Raw genomic sequence first — 24,657 nt, 5'->3', positions numbered from 1 at the left:
TATAAACATTTCCGTCCCCTCCCATATTGGGTGTACGCGTAGTTTTGTCTCACAAGTTTTACAGGACTAACCAAAACAAACTAACCAAAACTTGTAAAACAAGAATTTTTTTTGTAACAAAACATGCCAAAATTACCTACTCTTTTTGCCCTACTTTGTTGCAGTTTACCACTACTGGTAAATGCACAGAAAGCTGATTATCGAAAAACTGAAAACGGAATTTCGTTGACATTTAGAAATGCTCCCGGAACGATTGATCAAAATCTAGCAATTGAATTCATTCGTGACAGCATTGTACATATCAGGTCAACCCCCTTAAACAACTCGGTAAAGCAGTCGGCCCAACTTTCCATCACCGATACACTTCAAAGTAAGTCGACGCCACACGCTATTGAGGAAACCGGGAATACCATTCACCTCAAAAACAAAGTGCTTCAACTTAGTATTTCCCTGCTGACAGGCCAGATAGCCTTCTTAAATCCTAATGGTGATACCATCTTATACGAAATGCCAAGAAATGCCCAAGCATTTACTCCAGGCGTTGCCAACGGTGATGTGTTTTACAAAATAAAGCAAGATTTTAAAATAAGTGAAGACGAAGGCTTATACGGACTTGGCCAACATCAAAACGGTATTATGAATTACCAGGGCAAGCAAGTCACCCTTTTGCAATACAACACCGATGTTGCCGTACCAATGTTATTGTCTACAAAAAACTATGGGCTCTTATGGAATAATTACGCTATTACTAAAGTCGGAGACACGCGCGAACTATTGCCTTTATCCAGTTTAGCATTGTATGCAAAAGATGGTCAACAAGGCTGGTTAACAGCGAGCTATGTAAATAAAGAAAACGAAAAAGAGGTTTTTACAACGCGCGCCGAATCGGATATCGATTACAATGATCTGAGTGATTTATATAAATTTCCTCAAGGAATTGACCTCTCCAAGTGTTTAGTTCGTTACGAGGGTCACTTTAGCTCTCCTTTAACCGGCAAACAACGTCTACACTTTAAGTATGCAGGCTATATCAAGGTTTGGATCGACGGCAAACTTTTACAGGACCGGTGGAGGGAATCATGGAATGCCGGAAGCTTCGAATTGGAATTCGCCACGGAGGCCAATGAGAAACACGCCATACAAATCGATTGGAAACCGGAAGGCGCCCAGTCGTATTTAGGAATAAATTGGCAACGCCCCATTCCACAAGCAGGGCGACGAATCTTTGGCTTCGATTCAGAAGCGGGTGATGGCATTGACTACTACTTTATTAAAGGAAGTAATATGGACCACGTAATCAGTGGGTATCGTACGCTTACCGGAAAGGCACCCGTAATGCCCAAATGGGTGTTTGGTTATTGGCAAAGTCGCGAGCGCTATAAAACGCAAGCTGAAATCCTAGAAGTAGCCAAAGAATTTAGGCGGCGCCGCATTCCAATTGATAATCTTGTACTCGATTGGTCATATTGGCCCGAAAAAGATTGGGGAGGCCAAAATTTTGATGCTGCACGCTTCCCTGATGCAACAGGAATGATCTCTCAACTGCATAAAGACCATTTCAAACTCATGATTTCCGTATGGCCTAAATTTAACCAAGAAGCTACCACCTATTCTCAATTCATGGAAAATGGTTGGCTATATAGACGAAACATTGCGGATGGCAGGAAAGATTGGATAGGAAAAGGATACACTTCTACGTTTTACGATCCTTTCAATGCCGAGGCAAGACGCGGATTCTGGGACTTGCTCAATAAAAAGCTCTATCAAAAAGGTGTTGATGCTTTCTGGATGGATGCTAGCGAACCGGATATTCATTCGAATATAAGTGTTCAGGAAAGGAAAGACGTGTTTCAACCGTCTATCGGATCTTCGACACGTTATTATAATGCCTTCCCATTGCAAAATGCCAAAGGAATTTATGAAGGTCAGCGAGCGGAAGATCCTAATAAACGAATTTTTATGCTTACACGTTCAGGGTTTTCCGGGCAGCAGCGCTACGCCGCTGCCACATGGAGTGGAGATATTGCTTCTACCTGGAATGATATGAAAGACCAGATAGCAGCTGGTGTGAATTTCTCAATGTCCGGACTTCCCTATTGGACAATGGATGTTGGCGGCTTTTTAGTTGAAAAAAGATATTACCAACCTCAAGCTGCCGATCAGGAAGAATGGCGCGAACTAAATAGCAGATGGCACCAGTTTGGCGCTTTTACGCCTATTTTTAGGGCACACGGGCAGTTCCCGTTCCGAGAGCCCTTTAACATCGCTCCTGAAGGACATCCGGCCTACAATAGCATGGTATACTATATACGCCTACGTTATCGGTTGCTTCCCTATCTGTATAGCTTAGCCTGTAAAACCTATCACGATGACTATAGTATACTACGGGGATTGGCTATGGACTTCACCGGCGATACTAAAACTTACAATATCAACGACCAGTTTATGTTGGGTCCGTCCTTGCTTGTCAACCCGGTCACCCGTAAAGGAGCCAACAGTCGCACCCTCTATTTACCGACCGGAACTTCCTGGTATAACTTTTACACCGGTGAACAGGTCCAAGGAGGCCAACAAATCGATGCACCTGCTCCCTTCGAGCGTATACCTGTTTTTGTTAAAGCGGGCTCCATTCTACCGTTGGGCCCCTCCTTACAGTATACTGACGAAAAAAATGATCAAGCCACTACGTTGTATGTTTTCGAAGGCGGAAATGGCGATTTCACCTTGTATGAAGACGATGGACTCACCTATAACTATGAAAAAGGAGGTTTTAACTACATTCAAATTGAATACGACGATCAAACAAAAACAGTCACCTTTTCAAAAAGAACAGGAAACTACACGGCCGCGCCTAAAAGTCGGATGTTTAACATCGTTTTTGTCAGCAAGCAACGACCTAGCGGTATAGATAGCCAAGCTAAACCCAACACAAGCGTGAGCTATAAGGGCAATAGTATCAAGGTAAAACTAACAAACAATTAAATAAACAAGCCAGCAACGGTAAGACCTAAAAACATGAATATGCTAACATTCAAAAAAACCATTAAACAGCTTGAATTATGGGCTCTTTTACTGCTATTTTCAGTACAATTGACATTCGCCCAACAAGCAATTAGAGGGAAGGTGGTCTCTACGGAAGACCGACTTCCTATTCCAGGGGTAAGTGTAAAAATCAAAGGGACCGCTCAGGGTATATCAACCGACGAAAACGGTAATTTCTCCATTAATGCCAACGTTGGCCAGTCATTGATATTTTCCTATATCGGTATGCAAGAAAAGGAAGTAAAATTGACATCCGCTGCACCTATTAACGTCGCGCTCGAGCCAACAACAGGAAATCTAGACGAGGTAGTAGTGGTAGGCTATGGCGTGCAGCAGAAAAAGTTGATAACCGGTGCCTCTGTTCAAGTAAAAGGCGATGACATTCAAAAGCAAAGCACAACCAATGCACTGCAAGCTTTACAAGGACAAACACCGGGGGTTCAGATTAGTTCAACCTCCGGACAGCCGGGAGAAAGCATGCGTGTCATCATCCGGGGTGTCGGAACAATCGCCAATGCCAGTCCACTTTACGTAGTAGACGGTGTTTTAACAAACGACATCAGTTACCTGAATCCCAACGACATCGCCTCCATAGATGTGCTAAAGGATGCTGCTTCTGCGGCTATTTATGGCTCACAGGCCGCCAATGGCGTGATACTCGTTACTACTAAAACAGGTAAATCGGATCAGCCCGCACAAATTTCCGTGGACACTTATACCGGCTTACAAAAATTGGCAAGGAAAATCGATATGCTCAATGCCAAACAATACGCCATTATTATGAACGAAGGAGCTATTAACGCCGGAAAAGTGCCTTATTTTACGAATGAAGAGATAACCAATCTCGGAGAAGGGACCATGTGGATGGACGAAATGTTCAAGGATAATGCATTAACGCAAAATTATTCGCTAAGTGCACAAGGGGGCAGTACAAAATCAACCTATTCGACTTCCTTTGCGTATACGTCGCAGGAGGGAATTGTAGGAGGTAAAAGTTTATCCAACTATGAGCGTTTCAATTATCGCATCAATTCAGAACACAACTTATACAATGACATTATACGGTTAGGAGAACATCTCACATTTACCTATTTGAACAGTAACGGGATTGGGGTAGGTAATCAATACAACAACTCGTTAAGGGGGGCTTTCAATACCAGTCCTTTGGTGCCAATGTACGATGAAGAGGGGAATTTCTATGACAACACCAATTCCTCTTGGAACACAGGTGAGGCAAACCCTTATGCAACCATGTTTTATAGCAATCAAAATGATCGCAATAGTCAGCGTTTATTTGGCGATGTTTATTTAATAGTAGAACCTATTAAAGGCCTACGTTTTAGAACCAGCTTAGGGCTGGACTATAATGTTAATGAAAGTAGATCTTTTACCCCCATATATAGGCTTTCTGCTTATTCTTTCAATGATTTTTCCAGAATTAATCAAAATATGGGAAAGAATAAATCCCTCCTATGGGATAATTTACTTAGTTATACGTTCGATATAAAAGACGATCACCACTTTGAGGCCATGGTTGGATCTTCGGCCTTTCAATACGATGGATCGAGTATCTGGGGAGCCAATATAAATGCGGTCTTCAACGATCTAGAGCACGCCTGGTTATCTAATGCCACCAACGCTAATGATGCAGCACAGATGACCTTAAGGGGTGCACCCGATGATGCGGATAAGCGCATGTCCTATTTTGGACGGCTTAACTATAACTATAAAGGCACGTATTTATTAAATGCGACCTTTAGAGCGGATGGTTCATCGCGATTTGCGCGCGGTAATCGTTGGGGATATTTTCCGTCCATTTCTGCCGGTTGGGTTATCTCCAATGAGGCTTTTGCAGAAAGCACCAAAAACTGGTTGGATTTCTTTAAACTAAGGGCGAGCTGGGGACAGGTTGGTAATCAAAGAATAGATGCCTTTCAATTTATGTCGCCGGTAACATTCCTGAATACCAATTACATCTTTGGAAATCAAGAAGGTGTGCTTACACCGGGCGCCTATCCAAGTCGCTTAAGCAATGTTAACCTGAAATGGGAAACTTCGCAACAGACAAACATCGGCTTCGATGCCCGATTGTTACAAAATCGACTGGACATTGCCTTTGATTGGTATGATAAAATCACAAAAGATTGGTTAATCCAGGTTCCCGTGTTGGCAACAGCGGGAGCAGACGGACCATTTATAAATGGCGGTGATGTGAAAAACACCGGTGTAGAACTTGCATTGAATTATCATGATCATATTGGTGAGTTTAACTACAGTGTAGGCCTTAATGGTACTTACAATAAAAATAAAGTAGGCAGTATACCCACTGCAGACGGAATTATCCATGGTGCCAACAATTTACTGTTTGCTAACTCCGGTGAGTTTTATCGTGCACAAAACGGCTTTCCCATTGGCTATTTCTGGGGATATAAAACAAATGGGATTTTCCAGACTGAAGACGAGGTTAACAGCTACCGCAATGCCAATGGTACGCTTATACAACCCAGTGCACAACCGGGAGATGTTCGTTATGTTGATGTAAACGGTGACGGACAGATCGGCGAAACGGATAAAACCATGATTGGCAACCCAAACCCCGACTTTACTTATGGTTTCAGTATTACAGCTAATTATAAAGGTTTCGATTTAGCAATTCAGGCTTCGGGCGTGGCAGGTAATCAATTAGTGCAATCGTACCGCAATCATACGGATCCATATTCCAATTACACAACCGCCATACTTGACCGTTGGCACGGGCCGGGATCATCGAATACCACTCCTCGCATTACCGAAGATGCACGTAACTGGACTAACTTTTCTGACCTATACATTCATGACGGTGATTTCCTTCGTATAAGTACCATTACATTGGGTTATGATTTCGGAAAAATCATTAAAAAGAATTATTTAAGAAAAGTTCGCCTATTTGCTTCTGTATTGAACGCCTTCACTTTTACGAAATATGACGGTATGGATCCGGAAATAGGATATGCCGAAGGATTTGCCAGTGGTGTCGACCTAGGTTATTATCCACGCCCAAGAACTTTTATGATTGGAACCAACATTACTTTTTAACCAATTATCTATTGAAAAAATGAAAAATTTCATTCTCTATACGCTTTTAGCGAGCACGTTAACATTAGGATCGTGCACGAAAGGATTTTTAGATACAGAGCCAATAACCGAATTGACGGATGAAAACTTTTATCGTACCACGGACGATGCATATAAAGCTCTTGTCGGCTGTTACGATGGTTTACAGATCGTTTGGGCCGGTGGCGTTAGCTTACCAGTTGCCACTGAGATCCTATCTGATAACTGCTTTGGTGGTACGGGTAATTCGGACGGCTTTGGTTATCAAATGTTGGACGAATTTGATCGGCTACGTTCACCCGCTGACCAAAATTTATTTGTTGATAATTGGATCGCCTATTATAAGGCAATCTATCGGTGCAATATGCTCTTAGGAAAATTGGACGGTATAGAATGGGGAAACAAAGCCGATCTGCGTCCTGTATACGAAGCAGAAACACGTTTTATCCGTGCCTATTTGTATTTTGATATGATCCGGTTATGGGGGCACGTTCCTTTATTAACGGAGCCGAGCAATGAAAATATACCGCAAGCCGATCCTAATGAAGTTTATACGGTTATAGCCAATGATCTTAAGTTCGCTATAGAAAATTTGCCGGCAACATCTTACGCAAGCCAGCCAACCGCCACTTATGGGCGGGTTACAAAATGGGCAGCTGAAAGTTTAATGGGCCGGGTGTTCCTTTATTATACAGGTTACTACAAGCAAACCGACTTGGTAGGCGTGGTTGACCGTAATGCTGCACTCAACTACTTGGAAGACGTTATCAATAACGGAGGCTTTTCGTTGGTAGAGAATTTTGCTCATCTATGGCCAGCCTCCTTAGAAAACTATGTGGGAGAGGATAATAAAGAAACCGTTTTTGCTATCAAGTATACCTTTACAAGCGACTATGATGGAAATACGGATGGTAATCATTGGATGGTTATGTTTGGCATGCGCGAGCAATGGAGTTTTCCTTATGGCAACGGATGGGGTGGCGCAACTGTCAATCCAAAGTTATGGAATGCTTATAATAGAAATGATAGTCGCAGAACAGCTTCCATCATCGCCATCGCAGAAGAGGGCATCAACTTCACCAATCAAAGTAAGCAAAGAGAGTATACCGGCTATTACAACAAAAAGTACAGCCCATTGGTAGATGAAAACGGAAACAGCATTGCCGTAAACAAAGGAGGGGTCAACTTTCAAATTGGCCAATTCCAAGATTATGTATCCATTCGTTATGCGGATGTGCTTTTAATGGCAGCAGAACTTGGAAGCCCTAACGCCCAAACTTATTTTGATGCCGTACGCAGGCGTGCTTTTGGCACTAATTTTTCCGCTCAACCGGTTAGTCAGTCGGCCATTATGAATGAGCGCAAGCTTGAATTTGCGTTAGAAGGAATTCGTTACTGGGATTTACTACGCCAAGGCGTAGACGTAGCCGCTTCAACAATCGCTGAAAGCACCACCGTATTAAACGGGGGCCAAGAAGTGCGTAAAACGATCAGTGCCGGGAAAATCAATGAAACAAACGGATTACAACAAATTCCGAACAATCAAATAACCCTGTCTAATGGTGTACTGGTTCAAAATGCAGGGTGGTAACATACTAAAGCTATTAAAAATGAAAGCAAAGAAAATAAATATAGCGCTGATCGTGACTTGTATCACTATACTGATAAGCTCCTGTCAGAAAAAAGACTATCAATTGGATGAACCTTTGGATAAGTCCCAAATCCAGTTCGAAGTTGTGCAAGATTTCAATGCCGATGCAGGTGGTAATACGGTTATATTGAAAAATAACACAGCTAGTACAGTATCCATATGGGATTATCAAACCGGAAAATCAACCCGACAACAAGATACCATTCATTATGCATTTAAAGGCGATTACACGATTAAGTTTTCGGCTATGACAGGTGGTGGTATTGTTGAGGTTGATTCTGTGAAAATCACAGTTACTGAGAATAATCTCAATTATGTTAGCGATCCTATGTGGACCTATATATCCGGTGGCGCCGGTCATGAAAAAACTTGGGTGCTCGACACCGACGGCCTTTTTTTTGAGGGTCCGATGACTTTTGTTGATCCCAATAATTTCTCGACTATTTGGTGGGATGCCGGGCAAGGAATCTATCCCGACAATATGGCACGAGGAGATTATGGTGAAATGACCTTCTCGCTCTTAACAAGTCCCGATTTCCGGAACATCAAGAGGATGGAAAATAACGTTCAAGAAAAAGGCACCTATATGCTAAATATAGCCGACAAAACCTTAACGATAAACGGAGGAACGATACTCAGAGGATATAAGCCGGCTAAAAACGGTATTACCGGTATATCTAATTGGACTACCTACGAAATTTTAGCCCTTGATGAAAACACGCTGCGATTAGGAGTTTACCGTGATAAGGATGTCGACGGTGAAGGCTTAGCGCTATTGGTATACAATTTTATAGCTAAAGACTTTGCTGAAAGTCAAAATAAGTAAAAATAGAAAGCAGGCTTCGTATGAAGCCTGCTTTCTATTTTACAACTCAACACGCTTACCTTCCATAGCTGATTTTTTTGCAGCTTCTAAAATTTCTACAACAATCACATTATTGTTTAAAGAAGACAAATCGTCGTCTGCTCGCACCTCACCTTTTAAAAGGGCTTCTAGATAGGCTACATGATTTTCGTAATACTCGTTTGTAAGCGAAATCGATTCTGGTTTCTGATGCGAAGTATACTTCAGGAGCGTGGTCCCATTTACTGCGTGCCACTGCTCTTTCGTAGTAAACACCTGTAAATCCTTAACGCTATAAGGCCAGCACCAGGAAGCTTGGATAATCCCCGTGCTGCCATCCGCATATTCAAGAACAAGGGTAGCATCATCCTCTACTTTCGGATAAATCATGGGTTTGAGCTGTTTGGTGATAGCCATAACGGCCTTCGGTCTTTCTCCGTTTTTAAGCCAAGTCATCAAATTAGCTCCATAACACCCGAAATCCATTAAAGCACCGCCCCCATTCTTTACCGGATCAGTTAACCAATTAAGGAAATCTTCGCTACATCCTATTTCTTTAGGGCCTTCATGACCATCTTTCACCATCATTTTCCTAATAGTTCCAGCTGCTTGTTCAGGAAGCAAAGCTTTGAGACGTTGGTTACTTCTATACCAGGTAGTTTCGTAATTAGTTAAAAATAGCGTGGCATTCTCTTCTGCTAATTGAGCAATCCGTGCAGCTTCCCCCGTATTGGTCGCTAAAGGCTTTTCTACCATGACGGGTATTTTGAGCGGCATGCATAATTCAGCAACCTGTACATGCTCATTCGTGGGATTGTACGCGAGTACAACGGTTGGCTTTACATGTTGTAATAAGGTAGCAAGATCTTTGTAAAACAGATTGCCCGGAATTTTATACCTTGTTTGCATTCTTCGCACTAACTGTTCATCTGATTCAGCTATTCCTACTATATCAACTTTCCGTTGCTCATACAAATTCAGCAAAAGATGTACATGATCATGGTTTAGGCCAGCCACGGCAACTTTTAATACCTCCCTACTGAATAGATGGTTAGGCATAAGCAAAACAATAGCAAGCGTTACTTTAAATAATAGATTCATGAGTGTATGGCTATTCTGTCAGGCTAAAGGTAGTGATTCAGGCAAACAAAAAGCCATTGTATCCTAATTATTGCAATTGCTCCGGTCTAACAATGTTACGGACAATCCATTCTTCCCTGTCATTTATATTGCTTCTTTCCAGAAAAACAGTATAAGTATGTACACGGCCATCCTCCCCTTCTATATCGACACTCGTTTTGAATTCAGTTTCACTTGAGGCCTCATTTTCCTGAATAAGTTGGTGAATGTGACTGCAAACCCAGTCCTTAATCTCTTTATCTGTATGCATATCAAAAAGCTTCTTCCCTATTAATACAATTTAACAAGCGCTTTGTTGTTGATTTTATCTGAGATAAAGGATGAATTAGGCTAAACCTTTTGTCCAAAAGCGTGTTTAGAGTTAAGAATGTAAAAACAGCTCAGATGGACGCATTAATAAAATGACAGGAAGAGAGAAAATGGTAGATAATGATAAAAACAGCAGTAAAACGAAGGCTGAAGAGGATTATGTGGCACATAAAGAAAATCCAGGACCCGCACCGGAAGCATTCGAAAAAACAGACAGAGGTTCAGGAAGATTTTTATTTTTGATACTGGCGCTGATTGTCGTTATTCTGATCATTGTGTGGATGCTTACCTAAGCAGTAAAGTTGCCAATAATATCAAGTATAAAAAACAAAAAAAACGTTATTTAAAACAAGATCGGCCCTGTCTTTTATCAAAGTTTGATACCTTTGTTTTTTCTATTCTGCACAACTATTTGAGTGCTGAAGGTTTACCGGGGGAAGATGGTCATTAACACAAACAGGTGAAAAGCAAAGGAGAGACAGCATTCGTTAGGGCTTCGAAAACACATGAATTTGGGAACACTTTTAAGAATATATTATTTTGAATAAAGTTGGAAGAATTGCACTCAAGACCATTTTATGGGTCGTTGGTAGTATCATTGGTTTAGTACTCCTGATTTTTATTTTAATTCGTATTCCAGCCGTTCAGAATTTTTTGGTCCAACAAGTAGTATCCTATCTGGAGAAAAAAATCGAAACGCCGGTTAAAATTGAAAGGGTATCGCTCGATTTACCTAAATTATTGGTATTGGAAGGTGTTTATTTCGAAGACCAAAAGAAAGATACATTGCTCGCCGGAGAGCAATTAAAAGTCGATATAAGTCTACTTAAGCTCCTAAAAAACAAAGTGGAAATAAACGAAATCGATTTAAGAGGCATTACCGTCAAGATTGACCGCACTTTACCTGACAGTAGCTTCAACTTCGATTACATTATGCGAGCATTTGTTAGTGAAGAGCAAACGCAGCCTAAGCCGGAAGATACAACCTCCAGCATGGAGTTTTCGATTGATAAGATTAATCTCAACCGTATTCGACTCGTTTATGAAGACGAAGTTATTGGTACCAATGCCGATTTCAATTTAGGCCATTTAGATACACGGATTAAGACTTTCGACCTGAACAAAATGCGTTTCGAGATTCCAAAGATCAACATCCAAGGAGTCAATACAGCTATCAGACAATGGACGGTAGCAGACTCCACAGCGATCCCATCTAGCAAAAACTTAGGAGTGGAAGCAGCCGTTGGAGAAGAGGCTCCCCTCCCCGACATTCAACTTGGCAGTGTCAGCTTAGAAGATATCAAAGCACAATACGTGGACGAAGCAAGTGCTTTAAATGCGCAAGTTCTGTTTGATCGACTTTTGGTTGATTTTAAAGACATCGATTTGAGTGGCGAGCGAATAGATATAAAACAGGCCGTATTAGAAAACAATACGGCAAAGGTATCCTTTGGAAGGATACAAAAACCAACCCCTAGCACCTCTACGCTTGATACCGGCGAAACCACACCTATAAAATGGCAAGTAAATATCTCCGACTTAATTATTGGAAAGAATAAACTTGTTTATTTTGACGCAAATCAGCCAAAAGTGGCCAAGGGCATGGATTATGGAAATCTTGATATGACGGGCGTAGACCTGAAAATGTCTGACTTTTTCTTTTCGATTGATTCGATAAGTGGGAAGCTAAACCAATTGAATTTCAAGGATAGAAGTGGCTTTACCATCACGAAAGCGGAAGCTGATTTCGTCTATACAGAAAAAGGCGCGGAGGCAAAAGACTTATACATTGAAACCCCTAACACCCTTATTCGAAACTATGCCCGGGTAAACTATCCCTCGCTGGAACAAATTACGGAGCGCATTGGCGAAATTCAATTGAATGCTAATATCCAAAAGAGTAAAATTGGAATGAAGGATGTACTCTTGTTAGTTCCGGATTTAGACACGATGGAGGTAATGAAGCCGCTACTCGGCCATACCTTTTTTGTGGACGGAAACGTAAAGGGGCGTGTTGATGATCTTCGCATAGCTAATTTGACATTTACAACCTTAGATCAAACCCGCTTGCAAGCTAGCGCACATATAAAAGGATTACCTGACATCGACAAATTCTATATCGATTTACAATTAAAAGATCTACAGACCGGAAAGCGAGACCTGGATCGCTTGGTAGCGAAGAGCATGCTGCCTGATAGCATCGAATTGCCAAAACAGCTGAACTTGAACGGTACGTTCAAAGGAGGGCTTAATCAATTTACTACCAACATGCATCTTCAATCATCTATGGGAAATGCAAATCTCCGAGCAAACTATGCCGCCCAAAGGGATACGAGTTATGATGCAGATATTACAATCCAAGATGTGAATGTAGGTCATCTGATGAAGATGGATTCAACACTTGGAAAGATATCATTTGCTGCACAAATCAAAGGGAAAGGTCTTGATCCATCTAAACTAGTAGCAGATGCCAAAGCCAAGCTGATACGTGCGGAGGCTATGGATTATACCTATACCAATATAAACTTAGCGGCCACAGCCAATAGTGGCGATGTAAAAGCATCGCTTAGCAGTAAAGATCCAAACATAAGCCTGGAAATGCAGGCATTTGCAAACTTGAAAGAGCGATACCCAACGTTTAACATGGATCTACTAGTGGATAGTATCAACACCAAAAATTTAAACCTGACCAACGACAATATCCGGTTTCATGGCAAATTGCTTGCTAATTTTGATTCAGCCGATCCAGATTATCTCAATGGAAAGCTGGATTTAACAAATGCTATTATCGCTTATAATACTGATCGATACGTATTAGACACGATCAGTTTGATTGCGCAGACTGACAGTAGTCAAAATCTCTTACAATTACGTTCTGAGTTTCTCAATGCACATATGATTGGATCTTATAAACTCACTTCTTTATCCTATGCTTTTCAGGATGTACTAAACACGTATTATAATCCCAATCCGGCCATTAATAAAAAGACAGGCCTACCGGACACCATTCCTGCATATAGTCCTGCACAAATCGAATTTGGTGCAACTTTCAGAAGGTCACCACTCATCATCCGTGTAATGCCGGAACTAACCGAAATGCAACCTATTACTTTAGACGGCAACTTCAATAGCGAAACCAAATCGATTAACATTAAGGGTGTTGCACCGAAGGCGGTATATGCAGGCACCGATATACAAAATGTTAGCTTTGATGTCAACACTTTAGATAGTACACTCTACTACGCTGCACTTATTAATAACATTAAAGTATCCGGTATCGAAATCATGAATACACTTTTAAGCGGTACCGTAAAGAACAGTTCTATTGATGCGGGTTTGTGGATCAAAGATAAGAAAGGTAAAGAGCAATATCATTTGGGCGCTAATCTACAGGCCCGCGCCGAAGACTTTCTCTTTTCCTTAAAGGAAAACGGCCTTATGTTAAATTATGACAAATGGTCCGTTAATCCCCAAAACACTATTAGCTTTGGCTCAAAAGGTTTATTGGCTTCTCACTTCGATCTCAGCCAAAATGGGCAAGAAATGACTATTGCATCGCAAGACTCCGTACCCAATTCACCTTTAGCCGTTAATTTCAAAAACTTTCGTATTGAAACGTTTGCTAATATGGTGGAAAGTGCAAATTTAGATTTAGGTGGCGGAATAAACGGTAATGCCTTAGTCGATCGACTCGATGGCTACCCCGTTTTTACATCCGATATAACCATCAACGACTTCTACTTTGGCAAAGACACTATTGGAGATATTGGCCTTCAAATAAATAATGCGAAGGAAAACACCTACAATGCGAATATTACTATTCAAGGAAAAGGAAACGATATTCAATTAAGTGGCGACTATATTACACCGCTTGACGCCGAATCTACGATGGATTTTGATTTGTTGGTTAATAATCTTAATATGAGTACCATCGAAGCCTTTAGTTTCGGCAATTTAAGGCGCTCATCCGGAAGCATTTCCGGAAAGCTTGATTTAACCGGTAGTTTAGATGCACCGATCATCAACGGCGATTTGAACTTCAACCGAGCCAGAATGAATATTTCCATGCTAAACGCTACGTTTAACATGGATCAGCAGCGGATTAATTTCAATGATCGAGGCATCAGCTTTAAACAATTTACCTTGACTGATAGTGTTGGTAATAAAGCGATTATCAATGGCAATATCAGAACAAAGACGTATACCGAATTTGCTTTGGGTATGGACGTAAAAGCTGATGATTTCCAGGTTTTAAATTCCACAGAGATCGATAACAACTTATTCTATGGAAAACTGAACATCGATACCGACCTGCGTATCCGTGGCGCAGCCATGAGTCCGTCTGTGAATGGTACCTTAAGAGTCAATGAAAATACCGACATGACACTGACCATGCCGGAAACGGATCCCGGTTTAGTGGAACGTGAGGGCATTGTAGAATTTACTAGTTTGAGTCCTCGAGATAGCGCGGAGATCTTAGCGGTTTACGATACAACCGAAACGACGGGCAATACCATTACCGGGATGAACATATCCTTAAATATCGATGTGGATAGAAACGCGGCCTTTACTGTGATCGTTGATCCCGGAACCGGCGATAAATTATTTGTCAAAGGCCAGGCTCTACTTAACTTCGGTATCAATCCGGGCGGCGAAATGACCCTTGCCGGAACTTACGAAGTGGAAGAAGGTAACTATTCCCTATCCTTTAATATGATCAAAAGAAGATTTGACTTTAAAAAAGGAAGTACAATCACTTGGGGTGGCGACATTATGGACGCTGATCTTAATATGACGGCAGTTTATACCTTGCAAGCACAACCGATTGATTTGGTACAGGTTACCGGCACGCAAGCAAACTATTATCGACAACGCCTTCCTTTCAATGTCAATCTTCATATAGGGGGCAAAATGTTAAAACCCGAGATTTCTTTTGACATTGATTTGGGAACCGGCGGAAATGCCAATACGGTATCGCAGGATGTGACCCAAAATGTAGAAGCAAAACTGGCACAACTACGAGACAACCCTTCGGAGATGAACAAGCAGACCTTTGCTCTGATTGTATTAGGTAGGTTTATCGCTGAGAATCCTTTCTCCAGTGCAGGCGGATCCAGCACTGAAACGATGGTACGATCCAGCGTTAGTAGTTTGTTAACAAGTCAGCTAAATAAAATGGCCGGTGATCTAATTGCCGGTGTAGAATTGAATTTTGATCTACAATCTACTGCTGATGACTATAGCACCGGGCAAGCGCAAAATCGGACAGATCTAAACGTCGGGGTTTCAAAACGAATGTTAGATGATCGGTTGAAAGTGACCGTCGGCTCCAATTTTGAATTAGAAGGAGCTACGCAACCTGGTCAAAAGGCTACGAATATTGCGGGTGATATCTCGGTTGAATACCAATTATCAAGAGACGGTCGTTATATCGCTCGTGTATATCGAAAAAATCAATATCAGGTAACCCTACAGGGCCAATTTATTGAGACAGGGCTGGGTTTCATTATCAATATGAATTACGATGAATTCAGGGAGCTGTTTATGAGCGCTAAGCGCATTCAAAAGCTTAATGAAGAACGAGCAGAAGAAATGAAAGAGCATTTGGAAAAAAATGATGAGGAGGATGAAAACGGCCAGGATAGTGTGGAGCGCCGCAATGACCATCAACCTAAGGAGACGAAGAAAGAAGATGGGGTGGCCGAAGAAAAGCAAGAAGACATACCTGCGGATCACGTCGAAAAGTTAAACAAAGCCTACCGGAATGAGGATGAATTTACAGAGCAAGAATCATCAGAGAAGAGCAACGATGAGAATTAAAATATACACATATATAGCGATTTCAGTACTTTTTGCTTCCTGTAGTAATATCAAGTATTTAAAGGAAGGTGAAAACTTGTATGTGAAAGGTGAGGTGGAATTGAATAACGATTCGATTCCGGACCAGTATAGAGGACCGCTAACCGAACGACTGGAGGGGGTGCTACGGCCGCGTCCGAATAAGAAGTTTTTAGGCTTACGTACCAAACTCTATTTCTATAACATTGCCGGTCAGCCCAAGAAAAACAAAGGTTTTAAACACTGGTTGAAAAATAAAGTAGGTGAACCTCCGGTATTGCTCCAAGATGTAAATGTTCCGTACAATGAAAATCTCGTCAGGAATAGGTTGGAAAACATCGGCTTCTTTAATGCTTATGTAACGACAGATACGACTATTGAAAACAGAAAGGCGACGCTGAACTATGTAGCTACGACCAATAAAATTTACCGTATCAATAAAGTAACGTATGAAGCTGACACAACTACACAGATTGGAAGGGAGTTAAAATTAGCGCAGGAAGGATCGCTTTTGGTGCCCGGTAGACCTTATAACTTGGATAGGATCATTGCGGAACGCGAGCGGATTGATAATATCCTCAAGGATAAAGGTTATTATTTTTTCAGCTCTGATCACCTTTTGGTACAGGTAGACAGTATGATTGGCAATCACATGGTAGACATGAATGTCAAACTAAAAGAGGAAACACCAAAAAATGCGAAACAACCTTATACGATCAACAACATTTTCATTTATCCGGAATATTCACTAGTTCAGGGTAATTATGAAGTGGCTACTCCCAAAGATGCCGAAGAATACAAAGGCTTTTATTTTATAGATCCACATCGGACCTTTCGAAAGTTTGCACTCGCCAGAACGATGTTTTTCCATAAAGGTGATCTTTATAACCGAGATCGACAAAATCAAACGATTAGCCAGCTTGTCGGAATGGGAACTTTCCGCTTTGTCAAAAATAACTTTATGTTGGCAGATCGTGGAAAAAGCAATAAATTAGATGTCCATTACTACCTTACGCCACAACAAAAAAAGGCCGTACGTGTTGAATTGCTTGGTAAAACAGCTGCTGTTTACAATGGTTCCGAGGTTAACGTCAGCTGGAGTCATCGAAATGCGTTCAAAGGAGCTGAACTTTTACGTTTAACTGCTTATGGCGGCTACGAAGTGCAATCAGGTGGTGGTATCAATATCAACTCGAATTTTTACCGTTATGGTTTAGAAGCCTCCTTAACTTGGCCACGTATCATTGCTCCTTTTGGTTGGGAGCCTACGCGTCGGTTCGTCCCGCATACTACCACGCTGGTAGGCTACGAATTTCTAAATAGAAGACAGGCCTACCGTTTGAATTCACTACGTTTTGCATGGGGCTATAACTGGCAGGAATCCGCAAAAAAAACACATCAACTGAACGTATTAGACGTTGCTTACGTACAGCCGGTAAATGTAACCCGCTTTTACGATAGCTTAGCTACAGAGTTTCCCTATTTACAAAGAGCGATCGACCGACAGTTCACCTTTGGTCCGAACTACAAATTTACCTATACCAATACCATGGAAACCGATAGGAAACATACCTTTTACTTTTCCGGTGGTTTGGATCTTTCCGCCAATACCGTTGGTTTGATTTTGGGATCAAACGTAAAAAAAGGGAAGCAAGACAGTATTTTTAACGCTGCATTTTCGCAATATATTAAAACCGAAATTGAGTACCGTCATTATATGAAACTGGGGCAAAATCGGACGCTTGCCGCTCGTGCTTTGTTTGGTTATGGTTATTCCTATGGCAATTCGACCCGACTTCCCTATGTGAAGCAGTTCTTTGCGGGTGGGCCTAACAGTCTACGTGCTTTTAGAGCCCGGGCAATTGGTCCTGGATCTTATAACCCCGAGCGATTTGGAAACGATAATTTCGTTCCGGATATGACCGGTGATATCCGCATGGAATTCAATTTAGAGTATCGGTCTAAGATTGTTAGTATATTAGATTGGGCGGCCTTTATCGACGCCGGTAACATTTGGTTACAAAATGCAGATACGGTATTTCAAGGTGGCAAATTTTCCAAGAATTTCTTTAAGGAATTAGCGGTTGGCGGCGGCGTAGGGCTCCGCTTTGATCTGACTTTCCTCATTTTAAGAACGGATCTTGCTATTCCACTCCGTATCCCTTATTTACCGGATGGCCAGCGCTGGGTTTTCAATAAAATTAATTTTAGAGACCCTGATTGGCGACGTGATAACTTGGTCTTCAACTTGGCTATTGGTTATCCGTTTTAGTTATACGTTATAAGTTTTAGGTTTTAAGTTTTTGAGTTGTTAGTAGCAACGGTAACACGATTTACCCCATACAAGCGATAGCTTACAACTTATGACTTATAACTTACGACTTGTTTTGCCATTCCCATTCCTTTTTACTATTTTACCATCGTGCGGAACTGAGGTAAAAAACAATAATTTTAACGAATCATTTAATTCCGGAAATTTATGAAAATCACCGTTATTGGCGCCGGTGCCGTAGGCGCAACCGCTGCAGATAATATCACAAGGAAAGAACTTGCAGAAGAAGTTATACTGCTGGATATCAAAGAAGGAGTTGCCGAAGGCAAGGCGCAGGATATTTCGCAAACCGCAGCCCTTTTAGGATTTGACACTAAAATCACGGGGGTGACAAATGATTATGAAAAAACTGCCGGATCAAGCGTTGCTGTTATTACTTCCGGTATACCGCGTAAACCGGGAATGACACGTGAGGAATTGATCGGAACAAATGCAAATATTGTTAAATCGGTTGCCGAGAATCTGCTAAAATATTCGCCTGAGGTGATTATTCTAGTGGTTTCTAACCCTATGGACACCATGACCTACCTTACCCTTAAAGCCACTGGCTTACCTAAAAACAGAGTTATCGGTATGGGCGGCGCATTGGACTCTTCCCGATTTAAATACCAGATCAGTCAGCATACCGGAGCCTCTCCTTCCGATTTAAACGCCATTGTTATAGGCGGGCACGGTGATACTACGATGATTCCGTTGATAAAACACGCCACTTGGAACAGTATTCCAGTGACACAGTTTTTATCTGCACAGCAACAGGAACAAGTAGTAGCCGACACGATGGTAGGTGGAGCCACTTTAACGAAACTTATAGGCACCTCTGCTTGGTATGCGCCGGGTGCAGCTATCGCCGGGATGGTGGAAAGTATTGTCAGAAATCAGAAAAAACTATTCACGGCTTCTGTTTACTTAGAAGGCGAATATGGTGAGCAGGACATCACGTTAGGAGTTCCTGTTATTATCGGTAAAAACGGCGCCGAAAAAATAATTGCTCTTCAATTGGACGAAGAAGACAAGGCTAAATTCAGACAAAGTGCCGAAGCCGTGAGAAGCATGAATAACGTGCTTTCTGAGAGTAAAATCATCTAAAAAACTAATATCGTTAATGATTAAAATACCACTAGCATTATTAAATCTTCAAGATGACGGCTTCCACTTATTGGTGGAAGTCGTTGTTTTCGAACATAGCTTTAAAGCTGTATTGGACACGGGTGCGTCCAAAACTGTATTCGACAAAACAATCGTAGAGCGTCACATAGGTAATGAGCAACTTAAAAGCAGTGACCGCGTATCTACCGGTTTGGGTACGACTAATATGGAAAGCTTTACTTGGCAACTTCCTGATTTTCAAATCGGCACTTTCCACCTTAAAAATTTTGAAGTGGCCGTGCTGGATTTGTCTTCTATTAATTTTGCCTACGAGAATCTTTCAGTCGAGCCTGTAATCGGCGTTATTGGCGGCGATATACTCACCCAATATCAAGGTATCATTGACTATGGAAAAATGACCCTGACACTTAGCATGAAGGAATAGAGTTTAATAATAGCACCTAACAACTAACAACCAATAACTAATAACCAATAACTAACAACTAATAACTAATAACTAACAGCTAATAACTAACAGCTAATAACAACAAAAAAAGGCGCGCTTCACAGCGAGCCTTTTCCCAATTTTAACCAAACCTAATTTACATGAATCAATTACTATTTAACTCTGATACAAATCTAAGCTATCCGCGTTAAGCCTATTTTAAAAAAGCATTATGCCTTTGTGAAAAAAACAAGGCTATCGGCTAGGTTTTCTTCATTACATGATGAATTCATAACAATTGATTAATGCTATTATTAATTTAAACCGATAGCTTTATAAATACGAAGTATATGCTATGCGAAAAATTAAAGTAGCGTTTTTTGCGGAAATCTTGCATGAAGATAAAGATGGGGCATCCAGAACGATGTTTCAGCTTATTAAGAGAATTCCGTTCGATCGTTTTGAATTCATGTTTATTTATGGTGATGGCCCGGATCAACTGTTAGACTTTCCTTCGCTTAAAGTTCCAACCATCACCATTCCTTCCAATAAGAATTATACATTATCGATTCCTTCCTTAATAAAAAGAAGATTAATCCGTAAACTAGATACATTCGGTCCGGATATCGTACACATCGCTACCCCTTCTCTTTTGGGGCATTTCGCGGTCACTTACGCCAGCAAGCGGCATATCCCGGTGGTCAGCATTTATCACACCCACTTTATTTCATATATAGACTACTACTTGAAACATTTGCCTTTTCTTATCGGCCCGGTTAAGCGATATGTTTCGTCGAAGAAAAAATTATTTTATAATCAATGTGATTGCATTTATGTTCCAACAAGAACCATTAAACAGGAACTAATCAATTACGGCATTCAAGCATCGAAGATGTTGCTATGGGAAAGAGGAATTGACAATACATTGTTTAATCCGCTGAAAAAGGATCTGGCAAAGCTTGAAAAAATAACCGGGAACCAACAGCCTACACTCTTGTTTGTAAGCCGCTTGGTATGGGAAAAAAACCTGGAAATGCTCTTTAAAATTTATCGATTAATTAAAATACGAGGAATTGCATGTAATTTTTTAGTTGTAGGAGATGGATCCGCAAGAAAAGCATGCGAAAGCAATATGCCTGGAGCAATCTTTTTAGGCCATGTTGGTCACGACGAATTAGCAAGTCTTTATGCATCGAGTTCCATTTTTGTCTTCCCATCTGTTAGTGAAACTTATGGCAATGTTATTTTAGAAGCACAGGCCTCTGGCCTGCCTTGTGTCATTGCTGACGGTGGGGGTTCCAAAGATCTAATAGAAAATGGTGTTAATGGCTTTGCTTGCAATCCTAACAGTGAGGGAGAATTTGTAGACCGTATAGAAACGTTATTGAATAAAAAAACGATTCACCGGCAATTCAGCATGCTGGGCATACAAGAAAGCACAAAACGGAACTGGGAGCGGCTAGCTGACATTTACTTTAACGATATTGAGCAGTTGGGCAAAGTTCCCAGCATTTACAAACTAACCTCTTAGTACCGGAATGCTTCGATTTATTAAAATTATACTATTCTTATCTGTTGTTATTTCTTTAGGAATCTACATTGCTCATACAGACCTTACGCAGGTAACCCGGTCGTTAGCACGTATCGGTTGGGGTTTTTGCTGGGTTTTGATCCTTACCTGCCTCGCGTATCTCCTAGGCACCCTGGCCTGGGCTTATTGCTTGGGAGACCAGCGAAAGCGAATCAACATTTATCAATTGTTTTGGATCAGACTTATTGGTGAAACGGTGAGCCTTTTTAATCCCAGTAGCATTATTGGAGGCGATTTTCTAAAGGCCGAATTGTTGAAACCCTATATGATCGAAAGAAAATCGGCTATTAGATCGGTTATCGTTTCACGCTTTCTGATGATCGCTTCGCAGCTTCTGTTGTCGGCACTAGCGGTAGCTATTCTACTTAAGCAGAGCAGCAACGATAGTTTTAATCGACAAGTAGCGTCTTTTTTCCCTTATTTTGTGATTGTTTTTTCAGTCATCAGTCTGCTTATTTTCTTAATATTTCGCCTTACTAAATCGTTGCATAAGAAACTTACAACCCGTTTTAGTCAACTCAAATTAAGTCTAACAACTACCCTATCCGAAACAAAGTTATACTATCACCAAGAGAAAAAGGCGCTATGGCTGTCGTTTCTCTTTTTCTCGCTCCATTGGTTTGTCGGTTCCCTGGAATTCCTGCTTATCTTGCATTCGCTGGATATCAATATTGACGTAATTGAAAGTTTAGCCATGGATATGGGCGTTATTTTTTTTAAATCAGCAGGCGCAATAATTCCGGGGCAAATCGGTATTGAAGAGTATGGCAATCAATTTATGTTAGAATTTATTGGTATAACGGGCAGCCTATGGCTTAGCGTCTCCGTTGTCCGGCGGGCTCGACAACTCGTTTGGTTACTTTTTGGCGGTATCAGTTATGTTGTATATCATAGAAAGGCCCCGCAACTGCAAGCAGTATAATTATTCATGGAAGTTCTATTTGTAAGTCATAAATATCCCCCTACTACCGGCGGTATGGAAAAGCAAAGCTATGAACTGGTAGTGGGTATGAGAAAATGGTGTACGGTGCACGAGTTAATATACAAAGGCATCGGTAGCCGGCTGAGCTTTTTTCTGGCACTCGGAAAAAACATAAGACATCTTATCAATCAGCATCCCAATATTACACTTATCCATTTTAATGATGCATTGATTGCCTCCTATTATTTATTGTGCTGTCGATTCAATCCGCACATTAAACACACGGTTACCATACATGGTTTAGACGTCGTCTTTCCGAGTTTTTTATATCGGAAATTTATTCTCCCAAAACTGAATCGCTTTGATCTTATCGTGGCAGTAAGCAAGGCTACGGCCCAAGCCGCACAAAGCGTGGGGATCGCTACGGGAAAGCTACGAGTCATTTCAAACGGTGTCGATGAAAAAATACCTAAACATAAATTCTCATTAAATTTCCATGACGATTTCCAAGCAAGGTACCGTTTGGATATTCGTGGAAAACAATTATTGGTAGCCATTGGCAGGCCCGTTAAGAGAAAGGGATTTTCTTGGTTTGTCGAACGCGTAATGCCTCATTTGCAACATGATTATTTATTGCTTTTTATAGGGCCGTTTCATTGGAAAGCAACCAAACAAGAGCGCTTCTTTAAATTCCTTCCACCCTTTTTCCGAAACAAACTTGCGTTATTTCTAGGTGCGGCCACCGATGAGCCGAAATTGCGTCAGTTATTAAGCAAGCCTGAAATAAGAAAAAGAGCCAAACACTTGGGACGATTGCCGTTCGATGAAATTCTGAACATCCTGTATCATGCAAGTGCCTTTATTATGCCCAATATCGAAGTAGAGGGTGATATGGAGGGCTTTGGCCTAGTTTGTTTGGAAGCTGCCTTATGTGGGACAACTGTTTTTGCCTCCCACACAGGAGGTATTTCGGACGCTGTAAAACACGGGAAGAACGGTTATCTGTTACCATCAGAACAAGCAGAAGAATGGATTACGACACTAAACGAGTTTATGAAGAAACCTAGCGACGAGGAGAAAAAGACAGCGTCGGTTAATTATACAAAAAGACACTTCGGTTGGAAGAAAATGGTCAAAGCTTATTATGAGGCATTTTTGGGGTTAGTTGAGTAGTTAAGTCGCCGAGTTGTTAAGTAGTTAAGTTGTTGAGTAGTTGAACAGGAAAATAGTTGACATAGAACGGAAAGTCGTGATACTTATGTCCTGATACTTACCTGCCTGTCGGTAGGCTGGTGTCTTGATACTTGATACCTGCTAGAACATAAAGACAGGAAGAAAACTCACACCCACAACCAATAACCAACAACTAATAACTACGTTGCTGCCAACTAAACGATAAACTCACGGGGCAATGGTCCGAGAGCGGTATTCCTTCTTTATTATTGAATTTCTCGTTCTCGAAACGGTAGGCATTTGGAGTCAGCAACAGATCAGCACTGTTTCGAAAGAGTATCTTATCGATAGACTCACAGTCGTCAGTCAACTTCAAAATATCCTCTTTCACAAATTTTTTGAAAGCGGGGAAGCTATCCTTAGCCTTGAGCGTTACCCATGCATCTTTCAAACCATTTTGGGCAAGCAGATCGCGAATATTGTCATGTTCATAGCAGAAGTGCGCATTTAAATCACCCATAACGATGACCGCTCGATCGCCTGAGTGCTCTTTAATATAATTGGACAGTTGAATCATATTCTTCCGTCTCGCGGCAGCAGCGGCCGGATCATCCGCCGCATTTGCGTGTACATTATAAAAATCGATAAATACGCCCTTCCCTACTTCAATCTTACTAAACGTAAAACCCTTAGGTGTCAAACAGTCCGCCCCCGTGCAATTATTCCAAGGAATGCGGTGTATTTCCGTAATACGATATTTTGAGAGTGTATTCAAGCCATCACCAAAAGGTACGCCTCCTTTCGTTTTGGTTTTATAAGGATGCTCATTACCACTATAGTACAAGAAGCTATTATAGTTAAAGTCTTCCTGCACATGAACAATATCATAATCATTCAATCGACGCCCAATTTCTGCAATACTAGACGAACGCTCGGTAACAGCGCTGCAAATGAGCTGTGGCAAACCCGCTATATTATAAGTTATGACGGAAAATTCACCCTCATAATTGATGGGCAATTCTTCAGGAGGATGGGTATTGAAGCTAATAAACGAATGGCTTTGTGTAGGAACACGACAAACTTGAAAATATCGCTTCACAACCAAAAACAAAAGACAGGTAATAAAGAAGAAGTTCATCCACTTTCTGCTTAGTTTACGACGAAGAATAAGTTCCATAAAAGTAAGGCTTT

The 24,657-nt window shown here is 41.3% G+C and carries 15 protein-coding genes; 12 read left to right on the top strand and 3 right to left on the bottom strand.

What is annotated here, in order from left to right:
* The first annotated feature begins 123 nt into the window (after positions 1-123).
* The 4 genes from M1D52_RS11980 to M1D52_RS11965 are packed head-to-tail and all read left to right on the top strand — an operon-like array spanning position 124 to position 8,612.
* Positions 124-2,982, top strand: a complete 2,859-nt coding sequence (locus M1D52_RS11980) for a glycoside hydrolase family 31 protein (protein ID WP_377608757.1) — start codon at positions 124-126, stop codon at positions 2,980-2,982.
* Positions 2,983-3,021: 39 nt separating this feature from the next.
* A complete protein-coding gene (locus M1D52_RS11975; protein WP_437392660.1) occupies positions 3,022-6,117 on the top strand; it encodes a SusC/RagA family TonB-linked outer membrane protein in 3,096 nt (1,031 codons plus the stop codon).
* A 19-nt stretch (positions 6,118-6,136) separates the two neighbouring features.
* Positions 6,137-7,726, top strand: coding sequence for a RagB/SusD family nutrient uptake outer membrane protein (locus M1D52_RS11970; protein ID WP_377608753.1), 1,590 nt, complete (start codon positions 6,137-6,139; stop codon positions 7,724-7,726).
* A 19-nt stretch (positions 7,727-7,745) separates the two neighbouring features.
* Complete coding sequence (locus M1D52_RS11965) at positions 7,746-8,612, top strand: hypothetical protein (protein WP_437360996.1); 867 nt, start codon at positions 7,746-7,748, stop codon at positions 8,610-8,612.
* Positions 8,613-8,651: 39 nt separating this feature from the next.
* Here M1D52_RS11965 and M1D52_RS11960 read toward each other — a convergent pair whose 3' ends face one another.
* Positions 8,652-9,731, bottom strand: a complete 1,080-nt coding sequence (locus M1D52_RS11960; protein WP_437392659.1) for a Gfo/Idh/MocA family protein — start codon at positions 9,729-9,731, stop codon at positions 8,652-8,654.
* A gap of 67 nt (positions 9,732-9,798) precedes the next feature.
* Positions 9,799-10,020, bottom strand: coding sequence for a hypothetical protein (locus tag M1D52_RS11955; RefSeq protein WP_130855813.1), 222 nt, complete (start codon positions 10,018-10,020; stop codon positions 9,799-9,801).
* Positions 10,021-10,171: 151 nt separating this feature from the next.
* Between M1D52_RS11955 and M1D52_RS11950 the strand changes: the two genes are divergently transcribed.
* The 8 genes from M1D52_RS11950 to M1D52_RS11915 all read left to right on the top strand — a co-directional run bounded on the left by M1D52_RS11950 (position 10,172) and on the right by M1D52_RS11915 (position 23,466).
* Entirely contained in the window at positions 10,172-10,372 is a 201-nt protein-coding gene (locus M1D52_RS11950; RefSeq protein ID WP_013667181.1) for a hypothetical protein, read from the top strand.
* Between the two features lie 247 nt (positions 10,373-10,619).
* Entirely contained in the window at positions 10,620-15,899 is a 5,280-nt protein-coding gene (locus M1D52_RS11945; protein ID WP_437392658.1) for a translocation/assembly module TamB domain-containing protein, read from the top strand.
* Positions 15,889-18,189, top strand: coding sequence for a translocation and assembly module lipoprotein TamL (tamL, locus tag M1D52_RS11940; protein WP_437392657.1), 2,301 nt, complete (start codon positions 15,889-15,891; stop codon positions 18,187-18,189). Before M1D52_RS11945 ends, tamL begins: the two co-directional genes overlap by 11 nt.
* A gap of 207 nt (positions 18,190-18,396) precedes the next feature.
* Entirely contained in the window at positions 18,397-19,335 is a 939-nt protein-coding gene (gene mdh, locus M1D52_RS11935) for a malate dehydrogenase (protein ID WP_013667184.1), read from the top strand.
* Positions 19,336-19,351: 16 nt separating this feature from the next.
* Positions 19,352-19,780, top strand: a complete 429-nt coding sequence (locus tag M1D52_RS11930) for a retropepsin-like aspartic protease (protein WP_130855808.1) — start codon at positions 19,352-19,354, stop codon at positions 19,778-19,780.
* A gap of 355 nt (positions 19,781-20,135) precedes the next feature.
* Positions 20,136-21,311 (top strand): glycosyltransferase family 4 protein, encoded by a 1,176-nt coding sequence (locus M1D52_RS11925; protein ID WP_437392656.1) that lies wholly within the window; start codon positions 20,136-20,138, stop codon positions 21,309-21,311.
* A gap of 7 nt (positions 21,312-21,318) precedes the next feature.
* A complete protein-coding gene (locus M1D52_RS11920) occupies positions 21,319-22,293 on the top strand; it encodes a lysylphosphatidylglycerol synthase domain-containing protein (protein ID WP_437392655.1) in 975 nt (324 codons plus the stop codon).
* Between the two features lie 6 nt (positions 22,294-22,299).
* Positions 22,300-23,466 carry a glycosyltransferase family 4 protein gene (locus M1D52_RS11915; protein ID WP_437392654.1) on the top strand — a complete coding sequence of 389 codons (1,167 nt, stop codon included), beginning with the start codon at positions 22,300-22,302 and terminating at the stop codon, positions 23,464-23,466.
* 193 nt (positions 23,467-23,659) lie between these two features.
* Here the strand turns inward: M1D52_RS11915 and M1D52_RS11910 are convergent, their stop codons facing one another.
* Positions 23,660-24,643, bottom strand: a complete 984-nt coding sequence (locus M1D52_RS11910) for an endonuclease/exonuclease/phosphatase family protein (RefSeq protein WP_437392653.1) — start codon at positions 24,641-24,643, stop codon at positions 23,660-23,662.
* Positions 24,644-24,657 lie beyond the last annotated feature (14 nt).

This window comes from Olivibacter sp. SA151 (genome assembly GCF_054130995.1).
The sequence above is the reverse complement of the archived record's forward strand: the minus strand, read 5'-3'. Positions and strand labels throughout refer to the sequence as shown.